This is a genomic window from Streptomyces sp. SDT5-1 (assembly GCF_052245995.1).
Lineage (GTDB): Bacteria > Actinomycetota > Actinomycetes > Streptomycetales > Streptomycetaceae > Streptomyces.
In genome coordinates, this window is the sequence record NZ_CM125963.1 from 90,311 (window position 1) to 109,552 (window position 19,242).

The window sequence follows — 19,242 nt, forward strand, 5'->3', positions numbered from 1 at the left end:
CGCGCACCGGCCGCGCCGTCAGGTCCGCTCACCTGGTGAACGCGGCGCTCGGCACCTCCGCCCGGTCGGCCGTCGGCGGGGTGAGCAGCAGCATCGCGCCGAGCCCGAGGGCGGCGACACCGGCGAAGAACCAGAAGCCCCAGGGGTGGGCGATGCCCGCGGTGACCAGGGCTCCGGTCACGAAGGGCCCGGTGATCGAGCCGAGGCGGCCGACCGCGGAGGCGAGGCCGAGGGCGGTGCCGCGGGTGCGAGCCGGGAAGACATGGGCCACGTACCCGTAGATGAGGACCTGCGCGGAGAACACGAAGACGCCCGTGAGGAGGACCAGCGCGTTCAGGAGCAGGCTGGACTCGATGCGCAGGCTCAGGACGGCGAGCAGCACGGCGCCCGCCGCGAACCAGACGCGGGCCACGCGCCGGATGCCGTAGGTGTCGGCGACAATGCCCGCGACGACGAGGCCGATGACCGCGCCGACGTTCAGGACGAGCAGCAGGGCGATGGAGCGGGAGATGGGGTATCCGGCGCTGCGCATGAGCTGCGGCAGCCAGGTGTTGAGGCCGTACACGAGCAGCAGGCCCATGAAGGAGCCGCCCCAGACGGCGAGGGTGGTGCGACGGCTGCGCGGTCCCAACAGGTCGCGCATGCCGACGCGTTCGCCCTGCGGCTGTTGCTTGGCTGCGAGGTACGCGGCGGACTCCGGGAGCTTCCACCACATGAGCGGGACGACGAGAAGGCCCGCGACTCCCCCGCCGTAGAACAGCCAGTGCCAGTCGCCCGCGACGGCGAGCGCGAGCAGGGAGGTGAGCACGGCCCCTACGTGGTAGCCGGTCATGGTGAAGGTGCTGGCGCTGGCGCGGCGGCTCTCGGGGAGGTTCTCCGACATGACGGTCAGGGCGACGGGCATGCAGGCGCCGAGGCCGAGCCCGGCGAGGAAGCGCAGCACACCGAACACGGCGATGTTCGGGGCGAGCGGTGTCACCAGCGTGAACACCGAGAACAGCAGGACGGAGCCGATGAGCATGCCGCGCCGCCCGAACCGGTCGGTGAGCGGCCCGAGCCCGGCGGCGCCGACCGCGACCCCGACGAGGGACACGGTGGCGACCGCGGTGGCATCGGCGGCGGTGAAGCCGAGGTGGTGGGTCTTGAGCAGGGTGGGGATGGTGGCGCCGAGCGCCACCAGGTCGTACCCCTCGAGCAGGACGGTCAGCCAGCACAGCACCGCTGTGCCGGCTGCCCGCGTGGGAGACGTCGTCATTGCCGTGCTCCTTGCGGACGAGCAGGATCGGGGACGGGGGCGCGCTGCTCCTCGGGGACAGGGACTACTGCTCGGACGCCGGGCCTTCCGTGGGGATCAGAAGGGGTACGGCGCGATCTGCGGGCGGACGGTCACCCACTGGGTCTCGGTGAACGCCTCGATGTTGGCCTGCGCGCCGCCGAACCGCGATCCGTTGCCGGAGTCGCCGACGCCGCCGAAGGGGGCGGCGGGCTCGTCCATGACGGTCTGTTCGTTGATGTGCACCTTGCCGGAGCGGATCCGGTCGGCGAGCGTCATCGCGGTGCCGACGTCGCCGAGGATGCCGACGGACAGTCCGTACGGCGACGCGTCGACGATGCGGGCGGCCTCGTCGAGGTCGCGGTAGGTGCGCACGGGGGCGACGGGGCCGAAGATCTCCTCGCGCCAGGCGGGTGTGTCGTCGTCGAGCCCGGTGAGGACGGTGGCCGGGTAGTACGGGGCGTCGGCCTTGCCACCGGCGATCAGCTTCGCGCCCGCGGCGACGCTGTCGGTCACCACCTTGTCGATGTGGGCGAGCTGGCGGCCGTCGATGATGGGGCCGAGCGCGACGTCCCCTGTGGCGGGGTCGCCGACGGGCAGCCGGTTCGCCTTCTCGGCGAGCAGCGCCACGTACTCCTCGGCCTGAGACTCGTGGACGAGGTGGCGTCCGGTCGCCATGCAGATCTGGCCCTGGTGGAGGTACGAGCCGAACGCGCCGGCCGAGGCGGCGGCGGGCAGGTCGGCGCCGGGGAGGACGACGAGGGCGTTGTTCCCGCCGAGTTCGAGGTGGACCTTCTTGAGGTTGCGGGCGGCGGCCTCGCCGACCTTGCGCCCCGCGGCGGTGGAACCGGTGAAGGAGACGACGGACACCTCGGGCGCCTCGACGACGGCGGCGCCGACACTCGCGTCACCGGGCAGCAGGTGGAGCAGTCCCTCCGGAAGCCCGGCCTCCTCGAAGATGCGGACGATGGTGACACCACCGCACACCGCGGTGCGCGGGTCCGGCTTGAGGAGCACGGCGTTGCCGAGCGCGAGCGCGGGCGCCACCGAGCGGATGCCGAGGATGAGCGGGAAGTTGAACGGCGCGATCACCGAGACGACGCCCGCGGGGACGCGGCGCGCGAACGACCAGCGGGGTTCGCCGCTGCTGAGCACGTCGCCGAGCGGGTGCGCGGGCAGGGCCGCGTCCTCGTGGCACTCGGCGGCGGCGAAGTCGGTCTCGACGGTGGCCTTGGCTCGGGTGGAACCGGCCTCGCGGACGATCCAGTCCTTGATCTCCTCGGCGTGCTCGGCGAACAGGTCACCGGCCCTGCGCAGCACGGCGGCGCGCTCGGCGGGCGCCTTGCGGGCCCACTCGCGCTGCGCCTCGGCCGCGCGGGCGGCGGCGCGGGTCACGTCGTCGGCGGTGGCGCTGCCGATCGAACCGAGCCGCTGTCCGGTGGCGGGTTCGACGACGTCGGTGGCGCCGCCGCCTCCGGCGGTCCAGCCGTCGAGGTGGATGCGCCCGTGCCAGGCGGGGTCTTCGAGGAGAGGCATGTTCACTCCGGTGAGGTGGGGTGGGTGTCGACCTGGACGAGCCGGGGCCCGTCGGTCGCGGGTGTCTTCAACCATGCACGCAGTTCGGCGAGTCCGGTGACGGTGGTGGCGGGCACCCCGTAGCCCGCGGCGAGCGCGGTGAAGTCGATGCCGGGGATCTCGGTGCCCGGGACGTCGGGTGTGTCGAGCAGCTTCCCGAACCAGCGCAGGGCGCCGTACGTGCCGTTGCGCAGGATGACGAAGGTGACCGGGACCCGGTAGCGGGCGGCGCTCCACAGCGCCGTGATCCCGTAGTTGGCGGAACCGTCGCCGACGACGGCGACGACGGGCCGCTCCGGGTCGCCCATCGCGGCGCCGACGGCGGCGGGCAGGCCGAAGCCGAGTCCGCCGGACGCGGGGAAGAAGTAGGAGCCGGGGTGGCGCAGGTCCATCTGGCGCCACCACGCGGAGTTGGTGGACGTCGACTCGACGACGTAGCGGGTGTCGGGCGGCTGGGTGTCGCGGAGGGCGGCGAAGACCTCCTCGGGGTGGAGGGCTGCGCCGGGCGCGGTGGCGGGCTCGGGCGGCAGCGTGAACCCGGTTGCCCCGCTTGCCCGTTGGGGAAGGCGGGTGAGCAGGGCCGTGAGGACCGGGCCCGGGTCGGCGACCAGTGCCTCGCCCATCGGGGCGCGGGCGGCGGCGCCCGGGTCGTCGGTGACCTGGACGAGGCGTGCGCCCTCGGGCAGGTGGCGTCCGGGCACGTGCTGGTGGTAGCGGAAGACGGGCGCGCCCAGGACCAGCACGAGGTCGTGGCCGGCGAGCGCCGACGACACGGAGCCGATGCCGGCGGGCAGGACGCCGCGGAAGAGCGGGTGCCGGTTGGGGAAGGGGAGCCGGTGTGGCGAGGGCGCCACCCACACCGGCAGATCCAGGTGTTCGGCGCAGGCCACCGCCCGCTCGAAGAGCCCTTCGGCGTCGATGTCGCCGCCGAGGACGAGCACGGGCGCGCGGGCCTCCCCCACCTCCCGTACGAGGTCGTCGAGTTGTTCCGGGTCGGGCACGAGCCCGCGGCGCACGCTCCGGTCGAGAACGTCGGCGGCGTCCGGGGCGAGTTCGGCGTCCCAGTCGTCGTACGGCACCGACAGATAACTGGGGCCGCGCCGCAGTTCGGCCTCGAACACGGTCTGGGCGAGGGCGCGCGGGACGTCGGCGGCGCAGGCGGGTTCGGCGGAGTGGGCGACGAGCGGGCGCATCAGCTGCGGCGCGTCGACGTTGGCGAGCATCGCTTCCAGGCCGATCGCGGAGCGCACCTGCTGCCCGGCCGTGAGGACCAGCGGCGAGCGGGCGTACACGGCGTTGGTGAGGGCGCCCATCGCGTTGCCCGAGCCCGCGGCGGCGTGCAGGTTCACGAGCGCGGGGCGGCCGGTGACCTGGGCGTATCCGTCGGCCATGCCGACCACGGCGCCCTCGTGCAGGCCGAGGACGTAGCGGAAGGAGTCCGGGAGCCCGGCGAGGAACGGCAGTTCGTTCGACCCGGGGTTTCCGAAGATCGTCGTCAGGCCCTGGCGCTCCAGGAACGCGTGCGCGATCCGGCGTGCGGTCGGCATCCGTGAACCCCTCCTTGACCGGCGGTGATGCCTCGAGCCTAGGAAGGAAGCCGACCGCGCTCCAATCAATGTTGCCCACTCGCGTCATAGACGGTTTCGATAACGCGAGCCCTAGACTGGCGGATCATGCGGGACTTCGACCTCAACCTCGTGCGCACGTTCGTGCTGCTCTACGAGACCCGGAGCGTGACGGCGACCGCCGAGGCCCTGCACGTCACCCAGCCGACGGTCAGTTACGGGCTCCAGAAGCTGCGCCGCCGCTTCGACGACGAGCTGTTCCGCCGCACCGGCGCGGGCCTCGCCCCGACGACCACGGCGCGCGCCCTGTACGAGCCGCTGCACAGCGCGCTCTCCGAGATCGAGACGACGCTGAGCGGTGCCAGGTCCTTCGATCCGGCGACGGCGCGCGCCGCGTTCACGGTGTGTCTGTCGGATCTGGGCGAGGTGGCGCTGCTGCCCCGGCTGATGGCGGCCCTGCCGCGGCGGGCGCCGGGCGCGACGCTGAGCGTGCGGCCGCTCGACATCGCGGGCGCGGCCGACCAGCTGGGGCGCGGCGAGATCGACGCGTTCATCGCCTCGCCGCCGCTCGGCTCGCCGCGCATCGAGCGGATCCCGCTGTTCTCGGAGGGGTACGTCGCCGTGGTGGCGCGCGACCATCCGCGGCTGCGCGGCAAGACGGTGTCACTTCCCGAACTGGGCGCCGAGCGGCATGTCACGGTGTCGGGTCCGGCGGGGCACGACGGGCCGCGCCGCGCCCTGGAGGCGCACGGGCTGCTGCCCCAGGTGGCTCTGGAGGTGACCCGGTTCGCGGGCCTTCCGTACCTGTTGCAGGAGAGCGAGCTCGTGGCGATGGCGCCGCGCCTGGTGGGCCGGATGTTCGCAGCGGACCACCGCGTGCGGCTCCTGGAGCTGCCCTTCGACATCGAGCCGGCGCAGGTGTCGATCTACACGCGCCACGCGCACGCGCGCACACCCGCGCAACAGTGGCTGGTGGACTTCATGCGGGAGTCCCTGGCCACGGCGACGGAGGAGTGATCGGTCACACCTCCGCCGCCGCAGGAGCCGTCACTACACCGGGAGAGCCGTATTCGCCCCGCTCAGCCGCGGTCGTCCACCCCGCCTTCACGGGACGTACACCGTTGTGCCTGGTGAGCGGCGGGTAACCCCACCCCGGATGGTCCCCTGTCACCCGATCGTCGTAGGGTCCCCTTTTGTTCACCCTCAGGGTGGCTTCAAGACCCCGACACCAGGAGCTCTTCCCGTGCCCGCACCGTCCACCGCCCCGGCGCCCATCTACGACCGACTCGTCGACGAGCAGGGTGATGTGCTCGCCGACGCACGTGAGGCCGCGCACAAGGCCGAGCGCACCGCGGAGGGAGTGCTCGACTTCGGGCACGGAGGAGCCGCGCAGAGGCAGCAGCAGCCCGCGCAGGGTCCGGCGTCCCTCCAGGCCCCCGAGCCCGCTCAGGAGCAGCAGGGTCAGCAGGCCGCCCAGGCGCCCGCCGCCGAGCAGGCACCGCAGGGTCAGCAGTTCCCGCAGGGCGGCCCGCAGCAGCCGCAGGGCGACCCGTTCTCGCAGACGGGCCCGCAGGAGTCCCCGTTCACGCAGACCGGCCCGCAGGAGACGCAGGGGCAGCAGTTCCCGCAGGGCGGCGCGCAGGACTCGCCGTTCTCGCCGGGCGCCGCGCAGGAGTCGTCGCCGTTCTCCCCCGCCGGCCCGCGGGAGAACCAGGACCGCCCGTTCCAGGGGAACGGTCCACAGCAGAACGGCCCGCAGGAGACGCAGGCGTTCCCGCAGGTTCAGCAGCACCAGGCCCCGACGCAGGAGGGCTGACCGCGGCCGCGGCCGACCCTCCCGGTCGGTCGGCGGCGTCCGGTCAGGCACCCACGTACTGCGCGAGGTGCTCGCCCGTGAGGGTGGAACGGTCGGCAACGAGCTCGGCCGGTGTGCCCTCGAAGACGACCTTGCCGCCGTCGTGGCCCGCTCCGGGGCCCAGGTCGATGATCCAGTCGGCGTGCGCCATCACGGCCTGGTGGTGCTCGATGACGATGACCGACTTTCCGGAGTCCACGAGCCGGTCGAGCAGCCCGAGCAGCTGCTCGACGTCCGCGAGGTGCAGTCCCGTGGTCGGCTCGTCCAACACGTAGACCCCGCCCTTGTCGGCCATGTGCACGGCCAGCTTGAGCCGCTGCCGCTCGCCGCCGGAGAGCGTGGTCAGCGGCTGCCCGAGGGTGAGGTATCCGAGCCCCACGTCCTCGAGCCGCTCCAGGATCCTGTGCGCCGCCGGGGTGCGCGCCTCTCCCGCCCCGAAGATCTCCACCGCCTCCGTGACCGGCATCGCGAGCACCTCGCTGATGTCCTTGCCCCCGAAGTGGTAGTCGAGCACGGACGCCTCGAACCGCTTGCCGTCGCACTCCTCGCAGGTGGCGGCGGCGCTCGCCATGATGCCGAGGTCGGTGTAGACGACCCCCGCGCCGTTGCACGTCGGGCAGGCGCCCTCCGAGTTGGCGCTGAACAGTGCGGGCTTCACGCCGTTGGCCTTCGCGAACGCCTTGCGGATCGGGTCGAGCAGACCCGTGTACGTGGCCGGGTTGCTGCGCCGTGAGCCGCGGATCGGGGTCTGGTCGACGGCCACCACCCCCTCGTCGGCGGGGATCGAGCCGTGCACGAGCGAGCTCTTGCCGGAACCGGCGACGCCTGTCACCACCGTGAGCACCCCGAGCGGGATGTCGACGTCGACGTCGCGCAGGTTGTGCGCGTTCGCCCCGCGGATCGCGAGCTTGCCACTGGGTTCGCGCACGGTGTCCTTGAGCACGGCCCGGTCGTCGAGGTGCCGCCCGGTGATGGTGTCACTGGCGCGCAGCTCGTCGACGGTGCCCTCGAAGCAGACGGTGCCGCCGCCGGTGCCCGCTCCGGGGCCGAGGTCCACGACGTGGTCGGCGATGGCGATGGCCTCGGGCTTGTGCTCCACCACGAGCACGGTGTTGCCCTTGTCGCGCAGGCGAAGCAGCAGCTTGTTCATCCGCTGGATGTCGTGCGGGTGCAGGCCGATGGTGGGCTCGTCGAAGACGTACGTGACGTCGGTGAGCGAGGAGCCGAGGTGGCGGATCATCTTGACGCGCTGCGCCTCGCCGCCGGAGAGCGTGCCGGCGGCGCGGTCGAGGGAGAGATAGCCGAGGCCGATCTCCTCGAAGGACTCCAGGGTGTGCCGGAGCTTGGCGAGGAGCGGGGCGACGGAGGGCTCCTCGAGCCCGCGCACCCACTGGGCGAGGTCCCTGATCTCCATCGCGCACAGGTCGGCGATGCTCTTGCCGTCGATCTTCGAGGAGCGGGCGAGTTCGCTGAGCCGGGTGCCGTCGCAGTCGGGGCAGGTCTGGAAGGTGACCGCGCGGTCCACGAAGGCCCTGATGTGCGGCTGCATCGACTCGCGGTCCTTGGACAGGAAGGTCTTCTGGAGCTTCGGGAGCAGGCCCTCGTAGGTGAGGTTCACTCCGTTGATCTTGACCTTGGTGGGTTCCTTGTAGAGGAAGTCCTGCCGCTCCTTCTTGGTGTATTTGCGGATCGGCTTGTCCGGGTCGAAGAAGCCGGATTCGCGGATGACCCGGACCACCCAGCCGTCCCCGGTGTACGTGGGGATGGTGAACGGGTCCTCGTTGAGGGACTTGGTGTCGTCGAAAAGCTGGGCGAGGTCGATGTCGGAGACCGTGCCGCGGCCCTCGCAGTGGGTGCACATGCCGCCGGTGCGACTGAAGGACACCTTCTCGGTCTTGGTCCTGTCCGCGCCGCGGTCGACCGTGAAGCCGCCCTGGGCGGACACCGACGCGACGTTGAAGGAGTACGCGCCGGGCCCGCCGATCCGGGGCTCGGCGAGGCGGCTGTAGAGGATGCGCAGCATCGCGCTGGCATCCGTCGCCGTGCCGACCGTGGAGCGCGGGTCGGAGCCCATCCGCTGCTGGTCGACGGTGATGGCCGTGGTGAGCCCGTCGAGCACGTCGACCTCGGGCCGCGCCAGGGTCGGCATGAAGCCCTGGAGGAACGCGCTGTACGTCTCGTTGATCATCCGCTGGGACTCGGCGGCGATGGTGTCGAACACCAGGGAGCTCTTGCCGGACCCCGAGACTCCCGTGAACACCGTGAGGCGCCGCTTGGGGAGTTCGATGCTGACGTCCTTCAGGTTGTTCTCCCGCGCGCCGTGCACGCGGATCAGGTCGTGGCTGTCGGCGGGGTGCGCACCTGACGACGGTGTCCCCGTTCTCGCGACCTTGGTCATCTTCTCTCCATCGGGTGTCGACGGACGCCTGGGTGTGCTCGGCGTCGCACGTCTCGCATCGGCGTGTTCGATTGTCGCCGTCGGCACGGCCCGCGCCACCGCAATCGGTGAACACGCCGGGCGGCCTGCCGACGGACCTGCGGCTCGTCTGTGAGGCTATCGAGCGCCACCGACAATCCGGGGTTCCCCGACTCTCCCCTGGTCACAAGCGCGTGCACGACTATTGACTCAAATTCAAACCCGTCGGTAGCTTCAACTACCAGCGCGCTGAACCCCCTTGCCCCACACCGGACTTGGCCACCCCACGGCCGGGCCCCGCAGGTTCCGAAGGCTACGAAGGAGTACCTCCATGGCGAACCGCGCGTTCAGCGGCAGACTCACCGCCCTCGCGGCCACCACCGGCGCAGCCGCCCTCGTCACCGCACTCGCCGCACCGGCGCACGCGGACTCCGAACCCCTCCAGTACGCCGCGCTCGGCGACAGCTACAGCGCCGCGTCCGGGGTCCTCCCGCTGGACCCGAAGGCCAGCCCGCTGTGCGCCCGCTCCACCGCCAACTACCCGCACGTCATCGCGAAGCGCACCGGCGCCGCCCTCAAGGACGTGACGTGCGGCGCCGCGCAGACGAAGGACTTCGCCGGGGCGCAGTACCCGGGCGTGCCGCCGCAGCTCGACGCCCTGAACGCCGACACCGACCTGGTGACGCTCTCCATCGGCGGCAACGACAACGGCACGTTCATCAACACGATCCTGGCCTGCGCCTCCTCCGGGATCGCGGCGGGCGGCCAGGGCAACCCGTGCCAGACCAAGTACGGCGACAAGTTCAGCGACGAGATCGACACCAAGACGTACCCGGCGGTGAAGTCGGCGCTCCAGGCCATCAAGAACAAGGCGCCCAACGCCCGCGTCGCGATCCTCGGCTACCCGTGGATCATGCCCGCGACCGCGCAGAAGGGCTGCTTCGTGAAGATGCCGATCGCGTCCGGCGACGTGCCGTACGTGCGCGACATCCAGACCCACCTCAACCGTGCGGTGCAGCGGGCCGCGGGCGAGACGGGTTCGACGTACGTCGACTTCACGACGTCGTCCGAGGGCCACGACGCCTGTCAGCCGTCCGGCACCCGGTGGGTGGAACCGGCGCTGTTCGGCACGAACTTCGTGCCCGTGCACCCGAACGCCCTGGGCGAGTCGGCGATGGCCGACGCCACCATGGGCGCGCTCGGGATGCTCTGATCGCTCCGAGGCTCAGGCGGCGAAACCCACGTTGGTCACGAACTCGTAGGCGCCCCACTGCGAGCCGAGATCCACGATCTGCTCCACCCACGCGTCGTCGAGGGCCCGGTCGTCCCCGGACGCCCAGGCCGTGACGAGGGCGTCCCAGTGCCGCACGTTCAGGGCACGGAACTCGACGACGCGCTGGTGGGGCCGCGGCACCTGGGACTGGTTCAGCGGGTGGATCTCCACGCGGGTGCCGCGGCCGGAGCGGTTGAGCCGGCCGAGCAGGTGCCGGGAGACGTTCTGGCGGCGGACCGTGCGGTACGCCGCCTCGATGCGCTCCAGGTTCTTCGCGGTGGGGCGGCGCCGCTCGGCGAGCCACGCGTTGAGGGTGCGGTCCGTGACGGTGAGCCCTGCGGCGCGGGCCGCGGCGCGCGCGTGGGCGCTGCGGGTGAGGTAGTGCAGGCGGGCCAGCAGTCCGCGGCGTGCCGTGACCGGCGTGACGACGAAGCCGGCGAGCCGGTCGAGTTGTCGGGCGACGGCCTCGTGGCCCTTGACGCCCTGCGCGCCCAGCTTCCCGAACTCGATGTTCCGCTCCGGCACCGCGCCTCCCGATCCAGTGGCTGACACGTCCTCACCACGGTGCCCCGCGTGGCATGTCGAGGCTACCGGATCATCGTCGGGGCCGCCGGTCGCCGTGCCCCGTCCGGCTTCACACGAAGGCGATCTCCGGGTACCCGGGCGAAGGACCGTCGAGCAGCTTCCCCGGCCCACCGCGCAGCCAGCGGTGGAAGAAGGCCGCGAGATACGCGCGTTGGGCGGCGACCGCCCGGTGCGCGGGCACCGTGCCCACCCACTCCGTGAGGGTCTCGCGCGGCAGGTCGAGCCGGTCCGCGATCTGCGGGAGCAGGCTCGTCGCGTCGGTGTACGTGGCGTGCCGTGCGCCGCGCAGGGTCAGATCGCGGTGCCATCCGTCGCTGTGACGCCACAGTTCGCGCCACGAGGGGACGGTGGTCCGGTCGTTGCCGTCGCTGCCCATCAGGAGCACGGGCCGGTCCACGCCCTCGGCGGCGACGGTGGACAGGCCGCCCTCGTGGTGTTCGTCCTGGACGTACGCGAGCAGGCCGTCGAGGTCGGCGGCCGCGGCGAGCCGCTCGTCGTCGTGCAGGGTCTGGAGCGCGGCGAAGCCGCCCGCGGACTGCCCGAACATGCCGATCGGGGCCCTGCGCAGCCGCCCCGTGGCGAAGGCCCGCGTCACCGCGTCGAGCACGAAACGGGTGTCGTCGACCCGCGCCCCCGCGGTCTTGCGCAGCAGCGCGGTGACGGCCTCCGGCCCCTCCTGCTGCGCCTTCTCGAACTCCTGGGGCAGCCGCGACGTCAGGACCCGCCCGCCGGGCAGCTCGACCGCCGACACGTCGTACGGATGGTCGACGGCGACGACCACATAGCCGCGCGACGCCAGGTCGTCCGTGAGCGTCGTTCCCAGGGAGCGCGGGTCGAGGACTCCTGGCGAGTACAGCACCACGGGGTGCGCCGCGCGGCGGTCGAGCGGCGCCCCGGTGTGGGCGTAGGTGCGCACCCCCGCCCAGTCGACACGCCCCGCGGGCAGTCCTCCGAAGTTGTTGAGCCGGTCGAAGACCGCGGCCTCCCCCGGTGTCATCTGCGGCGCCCGCGGGTGCCCGGCCACCGTGCTCGCCGGGTAGCGGACGTCGACCAGCAACTCCCGTGCCGGGTCCCCCGTCCACGGGTCGCGGCGCGAGCGGTCCACCAGGCGCAGCGTCACGCGGCCCACGGAGTGCGGTCCGGTCGGCGCGGGCAGTCGGGGGCGTACGCGCGCGGGCGCCGCGGTGGCGGCCGGTGCGGCTCCCAGGGTCAGCAGGGCGGCGCCCGCGACGAGCAGTGTGCGGCGGGCCGGGCCGCCCGTCGTCTTCGTACCGTGATCGTCCATGATGCGAGATTGGCGGGTCCGTGGCGGGGGCACCATCCGGCTGTCCCCACCCTTCGGTGGGGGCAATCCCCCAGAAGTCACCATTCACGCAGGTCGTCGGGCCGTCCTCACGTCAACACCGCGCCCACCTCCTCGTATGCTCAGGGGCGACGCCGACGGACCGAACTTGGAGTGAACACTGGTGGCGCGACGGCCGATCCGCAGGGATCCCTGGGACCGCTTCATGGCATCCGATCCTGGGCTGCTGCGCCTGATGGCCGGGCTGCGGATCGTCGCGGCCATCGGGCTGACGCTCGGCGTGCTCGCGCTCCTGGGCACGGACGTGACGCACATGGTGGCGGGCGCGATGGCGGCGATGGTGAGCACCTTCGCGATCCGCGAGAAGAACCTGCGCGGTCAGGCGATCACGCTGGCGTGCGGGTTCCCCGTGGCGCTGGCGGCGGTGTCGTTGGGCGCGCTGCTGCACAGCAGGGTCGTGGCGGGTGATCTGTTCTTCATCGCGCTGATCTTCTGCGCGGTGTACTTCCGCCGGTTCGGCGACCGGGGCACGGCCCTTGGCCTGATGGGCTTCCAGGTCTACTTCGTGTCCCTGTTCGTGAACGCGACGGTGGATCAACTGCCGGAGCTGGCGGGCACGTTGGCGGTGGCGTTCGCGTGCAGTGCGATCGCCCGCTTCGCGCTGGTGCCGGAGACGCCGCAGCGGGTGCTCGGACGGCTGCGGGGCGCCTTCCGGGCGCGGCTCGCGCAGTTGGTGACCGTGCAGACGAAGCTGCTCGACGCGGCGCCCGAGGACCTGGACGACGTGCTGGACGAGCTGCGCCACCACACGGCGCGGCTGCACGAGACGGCGCTGATGATCCAGGGCCGACTGGAGGACGGCGCGGGCGACGCGGCGACGGCCTCGCTGATCCAGCGCCGTGTGGCCGACGCCGAGGTGTCGGCGGAGCGGCTCGGCATGCTGCTCCTGAACGCGCGCAGCGCCGAGCGCGCCGACACCCTGACCCTGCACCTGCCGCACGCCCCGGCCCCCGCGATCGGCAAGCTGCTGCGCCAGGAGGACGAGGCGACCGCCACGCTCCGCCGCGATCTGGGCGCCCTGCACCTCATGGTGGCCCGCCCGGCGGACGCGAACCGGGGCACGGCCGTCGCCCAGATCCGCAACCGGCTGCTCGGCTACCGCGACGAGGAGCGGATGCCGCCGGGCGCGACGCTCGCCATGCAGGACGTGTTCCGCGGCATAGGTGAGGCGGCCCGTGCGGTGATGGGTCTGCGGATCGCGCTCGACGGCCCGCAGGACGAGTCGGACGACTCGCCCGCGACGACGCGTTCGCGTGAGGAGCTCGAGGCGGAGGACATGTCCATCACGGGCACCGTCGCCCTCGCGGCCGACACGGAGAAGACGTCCGACGACGAGGACGAGGACGATCGCAAGGGCCTCGACCGGCCCACGACGCGCGCCGCGTTCCAGGTGGCGGTCGGCTCGGCGCTCGCGATCGTCGGCGGCGAGTTCCTGTCCAGCCAGCGCTGGTACTGGGCGGTGCTGACCTGCTGGGTCGTCTTCCTGAACACGGCGTCCACCGGCGAGATCGTCATCAAGGGGTACCGCCGTGTCCTCGGCACGGTGCTCGGTGTGCTCGCCGGTGTGCTGCTCGCGGGCGCGGTCGGCAATCACGCGTGGCTGGCGTTCGTACTGGTCCTGGTGTGCGTGTTCGCCGCGTTCTTCACGGCCCCCTTGTCGTACGCCCTGATGTCGTTCTTCGTGACGGCGATGCTGGGCCTGCTCTACACGCTCCTCAACACCTACAGCCTCGACGTGCTGGTGCTGCGCATCGAGGAGACGGCGCTCGGTGCGGCGTGCGGCATCATCGCGGCCGTCCTGGTGCTTCCGGTGCGCACGGACTCGCGGACCGACGAGCTGCTGGCGACGGTCCTGGAGCGGCTCGGCGACGTCGTGGCGGGCGCGGTCGAGCAGCTCAGCGGCGGTCCCGCGGCGGATCTGCTGGACCGGGCGCGGGACCTGGACACCGCGCTCGACGATCTGCGGGCCTCCACGAAGCCGCTGACGCACGCGATCGCGCCGCAGCGCGAGCGGCGGCAGACGGTGCGCTATCTGGTGGCGCTCCTGGAGACGTCGGCGTACCACGCGCGCTCGCTGGCGGCGACCGCCGAGCTCGTCCCGTACAGCAAGCACGTGGCCGCCGATCCGCGGCTCGGCCGGGCCGCGCGGCGCATCGCGCACAACATCGACGTACTGGTCGCGCAGGTCACCGACGAGGACCTGACGGGCACCGTGGAGTCCGGCGCGAGCATCGCGGCGATGCTGGAGACGGACGGGACCGGGGTGCCGGCCGCGAACACGGTCACGTACCGCGTGCTGCGCCACCTCCAGCGGCTCGACGAGGGCATCTCGGGCCTGGCCCGACCGCTGGGCGTGCCCGTGGGGCAGCGCAGCTAGTCAGGTCCCGCCTTCGGACCCGCTCCCACCTGGGGATACGATCCCCTGACCGCTACGAAGCCGCCCCCGCGCCGCCGCACGACTGGAGCCGTCCCGTGAGTGCCCCCGCCCCCGATCCCCACGCCCTGCTCCCGCTGAGCCGGGTACCGCGCACCGGGCTTCCGCCGCGCGCCGTCGTCGTGGGCGACCCGGCCCGCGCCGCCGCGGTCGCCGCGCTGCTCGACGACGCCGAGGAGGTGTCGTACAACCGCGAGTACCGGGCGTTCCGCGGGACGTGGCGCGGCGTGCCGATGGTGGTCGCCTCGCACGGCATCGGCGGGCCCGGCGCGATCCTGCTCTTCCAGGAGCTGGCGGACGCGGGTGTGCGGACGTTCGTACGGTTCGGTACGGCGGGTGCGATGCGACCGGGAATCGGCGACGGCGATCTGGTGGTGGCCGAGGCGGCGGTCCGTGACGACGGGGTGACCGGGCAGCTGGTGCCCGCCGAGTACCCGGCGGTGTCGTCGCCGGAGGCCGTGTTCGCGCTGACGCGGGCGGCCCGTGCGGCCGGTGCGCCGCACCACCGGGGAATCGTGTGGACGCGCGCGGCGTTCCAACCTGGGTTGATCCCGTTGAACCAGTACGACGGCGCGGGCCTCGCGGCGATCGAGATGGAGGTGTCCGCGCTGTTCGTCACGGCGTCGCTGCGCGGGCTCGTCGCGGGCGCCGTGCTCGTCGTCGACGGGGTGAACGCGGACGAGTTGGTGGACGAGGAGAACACCGGGGGCTACGACCCGCACCGCGAGGTCGTCGCGGAGGGTGTCGCGCGCGGCAGCGTGGTGGCCCTGGACGCGCTGCGCATCCTGGCCGAGGAGGAACTGTGAGCGAGAACGTCGATCTGCTGGTGCACGGCGGCACCGTCCTGACCGTCGACGACGCGTCGACGGTGCTCGCCGACGGCGCGGTCGCGGTCCGCGACGGCCGGATCGTGGCCGTGGGCCCCGCGGAGGAGCTGCGCGCCCGGCACACCGCGGCCGAGAGCATCGACGCGTCCGGCGGACTCGTCCTGCCCGGCCTGATCAACACGCACACCCACCTCGCGATGACGCTGCTGCGCGGCACCGCCGACGACGTGACGCTCCAGGAGTTCCTCGGCCGGGTGGTGCCCGCCGAGGCGCGGCTGCTCGACCAGGACACGGTCGCCGCGGCCGTGCGGGTCGCCGTCGCGGAGAGCGTGCGCGCCGGGGTGACCTCCGCACTGGACATGTACTGGTTCCACGAGGCCGCCGAGCAGGCCGCGCGGGCGGCGGGCTGGCGGCTGCACACCGGGCCGCTGTTCATGGACGTCCCCGAGCCGCCGGACGGCCGGCCGTACAAGGAGCGCATGGACTGGGCGCGCCGTGATCTGGAGGCGGCGCGCGCCCGGGGCGAGCGGCCCGTCGTGTTCGCGCACTCCGCGTACACCCTCTCCCCCGAGCAGCTCGTCGAGTGCTTCGCGCTCGCCCGCGAGTTCGGGGCGCTCGTCCACATCCATGCCGCCGAGAACGCCGCCGAGGTCGCGGGCGTCGAGGTGGCGCACGGCCGCCGCCCCGTCGAACTCCTCGAATCGCTCGGCCTGTTGGGCCCCGACGTGGTGCTCGCGCACGCCGTCGACCTGACCGGCGGCGAGATCGCGGCGATCGCACGGGCCGGCGCGTCGGTCGCGCACTGCCCGGTGTCGAACCTGAAGCTGGGCTGCGGCATCGCGCCGGTGCCCCGGCTGCTGAGCGCGGGTGTCACCGTCGGCCTCGGCACGGACGGCGCGGTCAGCTCGAACACGCTCGACGTGCTGGGGGCCGTGCGGCAGGCGGCGCTCGTGCACAAGGCGGGCGGCGATCCGACGGCGGTCGGCGCCGAGCAGGCCGTGCGGATGGCGACCGTCGAGGGCGCGCGGGCGCTCGGCCTCGGCGACGAGCTCGGCTCCCTGGAGGCGGGCAAGCGCGCCGACCTGATCGTCCTCGACCTGGACCGCCCGCACCTCACCCCGCGCCACGACCCGTACGCCATGCTCGCCTACGCGGCGCACTCCTCCGACGTGCGGGACACCGTCGTCGGTGGCAGGGTCCTCATGCGCGACCGTACGCTCACGACTCTCGACGAGGGCGCGGTCCTCGCCGATCTGGAGGCCCTCGCATGACCGGCCACACCACCCGGGGCTTCGTGGGACGCCCCCGCGTGCGCAACCCCGGCCTGCCGCCGGGCCAGTACGACGCGGGCGACGACTGGCCCGTGCTCTCCGCCGAGGTGACACCGCACATCGCGCGCGAGGACTGGACGTTCACCCTCGACGGCCTGGTCGAGGAGCCGCGCACGTGGACGTGGGACGAGGCGCGGGCGCTGCCACCGGCGTCGTACAGCGGTGACATCCACTGCGTGACGACGTGGTCGAAGTTCGGGGTGCGCTTCGGTGGTGTCTCGCTCGACACGTTCCTCGACGCGGTGCGCCCCTCCCCCGCGGCGACGCACATCATGGCGTACTCGCACACCGGCTACACGGCGAACCTGCCGCTCGCCGATGTCACGGGCGGCAGGGCGTGGCTCGCGTTCACCTACGAGGACGAGCCGCTGCCGACCGAACACGGCGGCCCGGCACGCCTGTTGGTGCCGCACCTCTACTTCTGGAAGAGCGTGAAGTGGGTGGCGGGCATCCGGCTCCTCGACCACGACGAGCCCGGGTTCTGGGAGCAGAACGGGTACCACGCGCGGGGCAACCCGTGGGAAGAACAGCGATACGCAGGTGACTGAGACCATGACTTTCGTCGCGCCCACCCGGTTCGCCGTGCCCGGCCGGATCGCCGCGGGCCAGGGCGCCGCGCTGTGGCAGCGCGCCACGATCACCGAGATCCGCCGCGAGACACCGAACGCGTCGACGTTCCGCTTCAAGGTGCCCGGCTGGCAGGGACACCTTCCCGGCCAGCACCTGATGCTGCGGCTGACCGCGGAGGACGGGTACACCGCGCAGCGGCACTACTCGCTCGCCTCCGCGCCCGACGACTCGGGGCACATCGAGCTGACCCTCGACCACGTCGTGGACGGCGAGGTGTCGGGGTTCCTGCACACCGGGGCGCGGGTCGGCGACGAGGTGGAGGTGCGCGGCCCGCTCAGCGGCTTCTTCGCGTGGCCCGGTGACCGGCCCGCGCTGCTGCTGGGCGCCGGTTCGGGCGTCGTGCCGCTGATGTCGATGATCCGCCACCACCGGCTGCACCGCCTCGACCTGCCGCTGCGCCTCTTCGTGTCGGCGCGCACCCGGGCGGATCTGATCTACGCGGACGAGTACGGGGCCGAGACGACGCCGGTGCTCACCCGTGAGGGCGAGCGCCGGCGCCTGGCAGCGGACCATCTGGCGCCCTGCTTCGGTGCGGGGGCGCCGGAGTGGGAGGCGTACGTGTGCGGCTCGAACTCCTTCGCCGAGCACGCCTCCCAGCTCCTCGTCGGCCTCGGTCAGCCCGTGGACCGGATCCGCATCGAGCGGTTCGGCTGAGGGTGTCCCCTAGCGGATCCCGGCCCAGCGCTTGATGGTGGCCGTCGCGGCGTCCCGCTCGTTCGCGGGCAGCGCCGAGATGCGGGCGCCGTGGTTGGACTTCGGGACGACGTACTTGTACGAGTCGTTCTTGCTGGGCGTGAACTGCTCGGCGCTCCACGGGTCGTTCTGCCCGTAGACGAAGAGCATCCGCTGCGACTTGGTGCGGACCCACTTGTCGACGCCCTTGATGACGGTGCCGTCGTAGCTGGTGCGCATGTCGGCGGGGAGCACGGAGTTCGGCTGGTAGATGTCCGGGTAGTGCCGGACGCCCTTGAGGTTCTTGAACTTGAGGTCGGCCCAGCCGAGCTGCGCGGCGGCCTGCCGGTAGTAGGGGCCCGTGCTGTTGGGGCCGAGGGTGGAGTCCTCGTAGATGGACAGGCCGTGGTCTAGGGACCACTGGTACAGCTCGTCGTCGGAGACGGTCTTCGCGTCGGGGACGGTGGGGCAGTCGTCGACGGTGCCGGACTGCCAGAAGTTCCACACCTGGTCGAGGACCGCGAACTCGTAGGCGCGGTCGGTGGTGCCGAGGGTGTTGGTGAAGGTGTAGCCCTCGTCCTTGGCGGTCTTCTCGAACTTGGGGAGCAGTGAGTCGCGGCGGGCCAGCATCTCGCGCTGCACGGCGGCGAGGCCGTCGCGGCACTCCTTGGTGCCGACGTTCTTGAAGAAGTCCTCGTAGCCGCTGTCGTCGTCGTTGTTGGCGTCGTTCGGGGCGACGTAGGCGACGACGCCGTCGTAGTCCTTCGGGTAGAAGCGGTAGTGGTACGTGGCCGTCATGCCGCCCTTGGAGCCGCCCGTGGCGAGCCACTTCGAGGTCTTCTCGTACAGGGGGCGCACGGCCTGGACGATGCCGTGCTCGTCGGCGGCCTCCTGCTGGACGGTCATCTTGTTCCAGGGGGTGCCGCCGGCCGGCACGGACGCCTCGAAGAATCGGTGCTCGACGCTGAGTTGGTTGGCGTCGAGGAGGGTGGTGGGCTCGCGGGTCGAGGAGGACAGGCCGTAGCCGCCGGTGTAGACGACAACGGGCTTGGCGGTCGACTTGTGCCAGAGCGTGAAGCGCTGCTGGAACGTGCCCGCTTCCGGTCTGTCGTGGTCCACCGGCTGCGTGATCGACAGGGAGTAGAGCGGGAAGCCCTCCTTGTCGGTGACGCCGGTGACGGTCACTCCGGGCAGGGCCCGCAGCCGGTCCTCGAACGAGGCGGGGGCGGCGGTCGCCGGTGCCGCGGTGGCGGCGAGGGCTCCGGCCGTGAGGGCGGCGGACAGCAGCAGCGTGGGTATGGCGCGCAGGCGCACGGTATCTCCCTGGGTCGAGGGAACGGCGGGCGGATCGGTGATCCACCGACCGAGACCTTAACCCGTGGCGGGCGCCCGGCAGTTGGGCTCGGCGCGAACATGCGGGAAGCCGGGACCCCTTGACGGGAT

The 19,242-nt window shown here is 72.4% G+C and carries 15 protein-coding genes; 8 read left to right on the forward strand and 7 right to left on the reverse strand.

Features of this window, described 5'->3' with window-relative positions; translation table 11 throughout:
• Positions 1–28: 28 nt before the first annotated feature.
• The 3 genes from ACTWJ8_RS00480 to mdlC form a co-directional block, all read right to left on the reverse strand.
• Complete coding sequence (locus tag ACTWJ8_RS00480; RefSeq protein WP_443262322.1) at positions 29–1,255, reverse strand: MFS transporter; 1,227 nt, start codon at positions 1,253–1,255, stop codon at positions 29–31.
• A 96-nt stretch (positions 1,256–1,351) separates the two neighbouring features.
• Positions 1,352–2,809, reverse strand: a complete 1,458-nt coding sequence (locus tag ACTWJ8_RS00485; protein ID WP_356382477.1) for a benzaldehyde dehydrogenase — start codon at positions 2,807–2,809, stop codon at positions 1,352–1,354.
• Between the two features lie 2 nt (positions 2,810–2,811).
• Positions 2,812–4,395: a benzoylformate decarboxylase gene (gene mdlC, locus ACTWJ8_RS00490; protein WP_356382474.1), complete on the reverse strand. Its 1,584-nt coding sequence runs from the start codon at positions 4,393–4,395 to the stop codon at positions 2,812–2,814.
• A 126-nt stretch (positions 4,396–4,521) separates the two neighbouring features.
• Between mdlC and ACTWJ8_RS00495 the strand changes: the two genes are divergently transcribed.
• Together ACTWJ8_RS00495 and ACTWJ8_RS00500 are read left to right on the forward strand one after the other, a co-directional pair.
• Complete coding sequence (locus ACTWJ8_RS00495; protein WP_443262323.1) at positions 4,522–5,430, forward strand: LysR family transcriptional regulator; 909 nt, start codon at positions 4,522–4,524, stop codon at positions 5,428–5,430.
• Between the two features lie 226 nt (positions 5,431–5,656).
• Positions 5,657–6,229 carry a hypothetical protein gene (locus ACTWJ8_RS00500; protein ID WP_356382468.1) on the forward strand — a complete coding sequence of 191 codons (573 nt, stop codon included), beginning with the start codon at positions 5,657–5,659 and terminating at the stop codon, positions 6,227–6,229.
• A 43-nt stretch (positions 6,230–6,272) separates the two neighbouring features.
• Here the strand turns inward: ACTWJ8_RS00500 and ACTWJ8_RS00505 are convergent, their stop codons facing one another.
• The gene (locus ACTWJ8_RS00505; RefSeq protein WP_443262325.1) at positions 6,273–8,666 is read right to left on the reverse strand and encodes an ATP-binding cassette domain-containing protein; all 2,394 of its coding nucleotides are present in this window, start codon (positions 8,664–8,666) and stop codon (positions 6,273–6,275) included.
• A 349-nt stretch (positions 8,667–9,015) separates the two neighbouring features.
• On the opposite strand from ACTWJ8_RS00505, the gene ACTWJ8_RS00510 reads away from it, so the two are divergent.
• The gene (locus tag ACTWJ8_RS00510) at positions 9,016–9,897 is read left to right on the forward strand and encodes an SGNH/GDSL hydrolase family protein (RefSeq protein WP_356382462.1); all 882 of its coding nucleotides are present in this window, start codon (positions 9,016–9,018) and stop codon (positions 9,895–9,897) included.
• 12 nt (positions 9,898–9,909) lie between these two features.
• On the opposite strand, the gene ACTWJ8_RS00515 is transcribed toward ACTWJ8_RS00510, so the two are convergent.
• Positions 9,910–10,482 carry a transcriptional regulator gene (locus tag ACTWJ8_RS00515; RefSeq protein ID WP_443265145.1) on the reverse strand — a complete coding sequence of 191 codons (573 nt, stop codon included), beginning with the start codon at positions 10,480–10,482 and terminating at the stop codon, positions 9,910–9,912.
• 109 nt (positions 10,483–10,591) lie between these two features.
• Positions 10,592–11,827, reverse strand: a complete 1,236-nt coding sequence (locus tag ACTWJ8_RS00520; RefSeq protein ID WP_443262326.1) for an alpha/beta hydrolase family protein — start codon at positions 11,825–11,827, stop codon at positions 10,592–10,594.
• Between the two features lie 223 nt (positions 11,828–12,050).
• On the opposite strand from ACTWJ8_RS00520, the gene ACTWJ8_RS00525 reads away from it, so the two are divergent.
• From ACTWJ8_RS00525 to ACTWJ8_RS00545, 5 genes are all read left to right on the forward strand, one after another.
• Entirely contained in the window at positions 12,051–14,282 is a 2,232-nt protein-coding gene (locus tag ACTWJ8_RS00525; protein WP_443262327.1) for an FUSC family protein, read from the forward strand.
• Positions 14,283–14,377: 95 nt separating this feature from the next.
• Entirely contained in the window at positions 14,378–15,145 is a 768-nt protein-coding gene (locus ACTWJ8_RS00530) for a nucleoside phosphorylase (protein WP_443262328.1), read from the forward strand.
• Positions 15,142–16,437 carry an amidohydrolase gene (locus tag ACTWJ8_RS00535; protein WP_443262329.1) on the forward strand — a complete coding sequence of 432 codons (1,296 nt, stop codon included), beginning with the start codon at positions 15,142–15,144 and terminating at the stop codon, positions 16,435–16,437. The genes ACTWJ8_RS00530 and ACTWJ8_RS00535 overlap by 4 nt, the downstream gene beginning before the upstream one ends.
• Positions 16,434–17,045: a sulfite oxidase-like oxidoreductase gene (locus ACTWJ8_RS00540; protein WP_443262330.1), complete on the forward strand. Its 612-nt coding sequence runs from the start codon at positions 16,434–16,436 to the stop codon at positions 17,043–17,045. Before ACTWJ8_RS00535 ends, ACTWJ8_RS00540 begins: the two co-directional genes overlap by 4 nt.
• A gap of 4 nt (positions 17,046–17,049) precedes the next feature.
• A complete protein-coding gene (locus ACTWJ8_RS00545; RefSeq protein WP_356382442.1) occupies positions 17,050–17,781 on the forward strand; it encodes a ferredoxin reductase in 732 nt (243 codons plus the stop codon).
• A gap of 9 nt (positions 17,782–17,790) precedes the next feature.
• Here the strand turns inward: ACTWJ8_RS00545 and ACTWJ8_RS00550 are convergent, their stop codons facing one another.
• Entirely contained in the window at positions 17,791–19,113 is a 1,323-nt protein-coding gene (locus ACTWJ8_RS00550) for a S28 family serine protease (RefSeq protein WP_443262331.1), read from the reverse strand.
• Between the last annotated feature and the right edge of the window lie 129 nt (positions 19,114–19,242).

Bases quoted from the DNA above. Each gene is read 5' to 3' on its own strand.
- ACTWJ8_RS00510 (WP_356382462.1), top strand. From the start codon at position 9,016: ATGGCGAACCGCGCGTTCAGCGGCAGACTCACCGCCCTCGCGGCCACC.
- ACTWJ8_RS00520 (WP_443262326.1), bottom strand. From the start codon at position 11,827: ATGGACGATCACGGTACGAAGACGACGGGCGGCCCGGCCCGCCGCACA.
- ACTWJ8_RS00505 (WP_443262325.1), bottom strand. From the start codon at position 8,666: ATGACCAAGGTCGCGAGAACGGGGACACCGTCGTCAGGTGCGCACCCC.
- ACTWJ8_RS00495 (WP_443262323.1), top strand. From the start codon at position 4,522: ATGCGGGACTTCGACCTCAACCTCGTGCGCACGTTCGTGCTGCTCTAC.
- ACTWJ8_RS00485 (WP_356382477.1), bottom strand. From the start codon at position 2,809: ATGCCTCTCCTCGAAGACCCCGCCTGGCACGGGCGCATCCACCTCGAC.
- ACTWJ8_RS00545 (WP_356382442.1), top strand. From the start codon at position 17,050: ATGACTTTCGTCGCGCCCACCCGGTTCGCCGTGCCCGGCCGGATCGCC.
- ACTWJ8_RS00480 (WP_443262322.1), bottom strand. From the start codon at position 1,255: ATGACGACGTCTCCCACGCGGGCAGCCGGCACAGCGGTGCTGTGCTGG.
- mdlC (WP_356382474.1), bottom strand. From the start codon at position 4,395: ATGCCGACCGCACGCCGGATCGCGCACGCGTTCCTGGAGCGCCAGGGC.
- ACTWJ8_RS00540 (WP_443262330.1), top strand. From the start codon at position 16,434: ATGACCGGCCACACCACCCGGGGCTTCGTGGGACGCCCCCGCGTGCGC.
- ACTWJ8_RS00525 (WP_443262327.1), top strand. From the start codon at position 12,051: ATGGCATCCGATCCTGGGCTGCTGCGCCTGATGGCCGGGCTGCGGATC.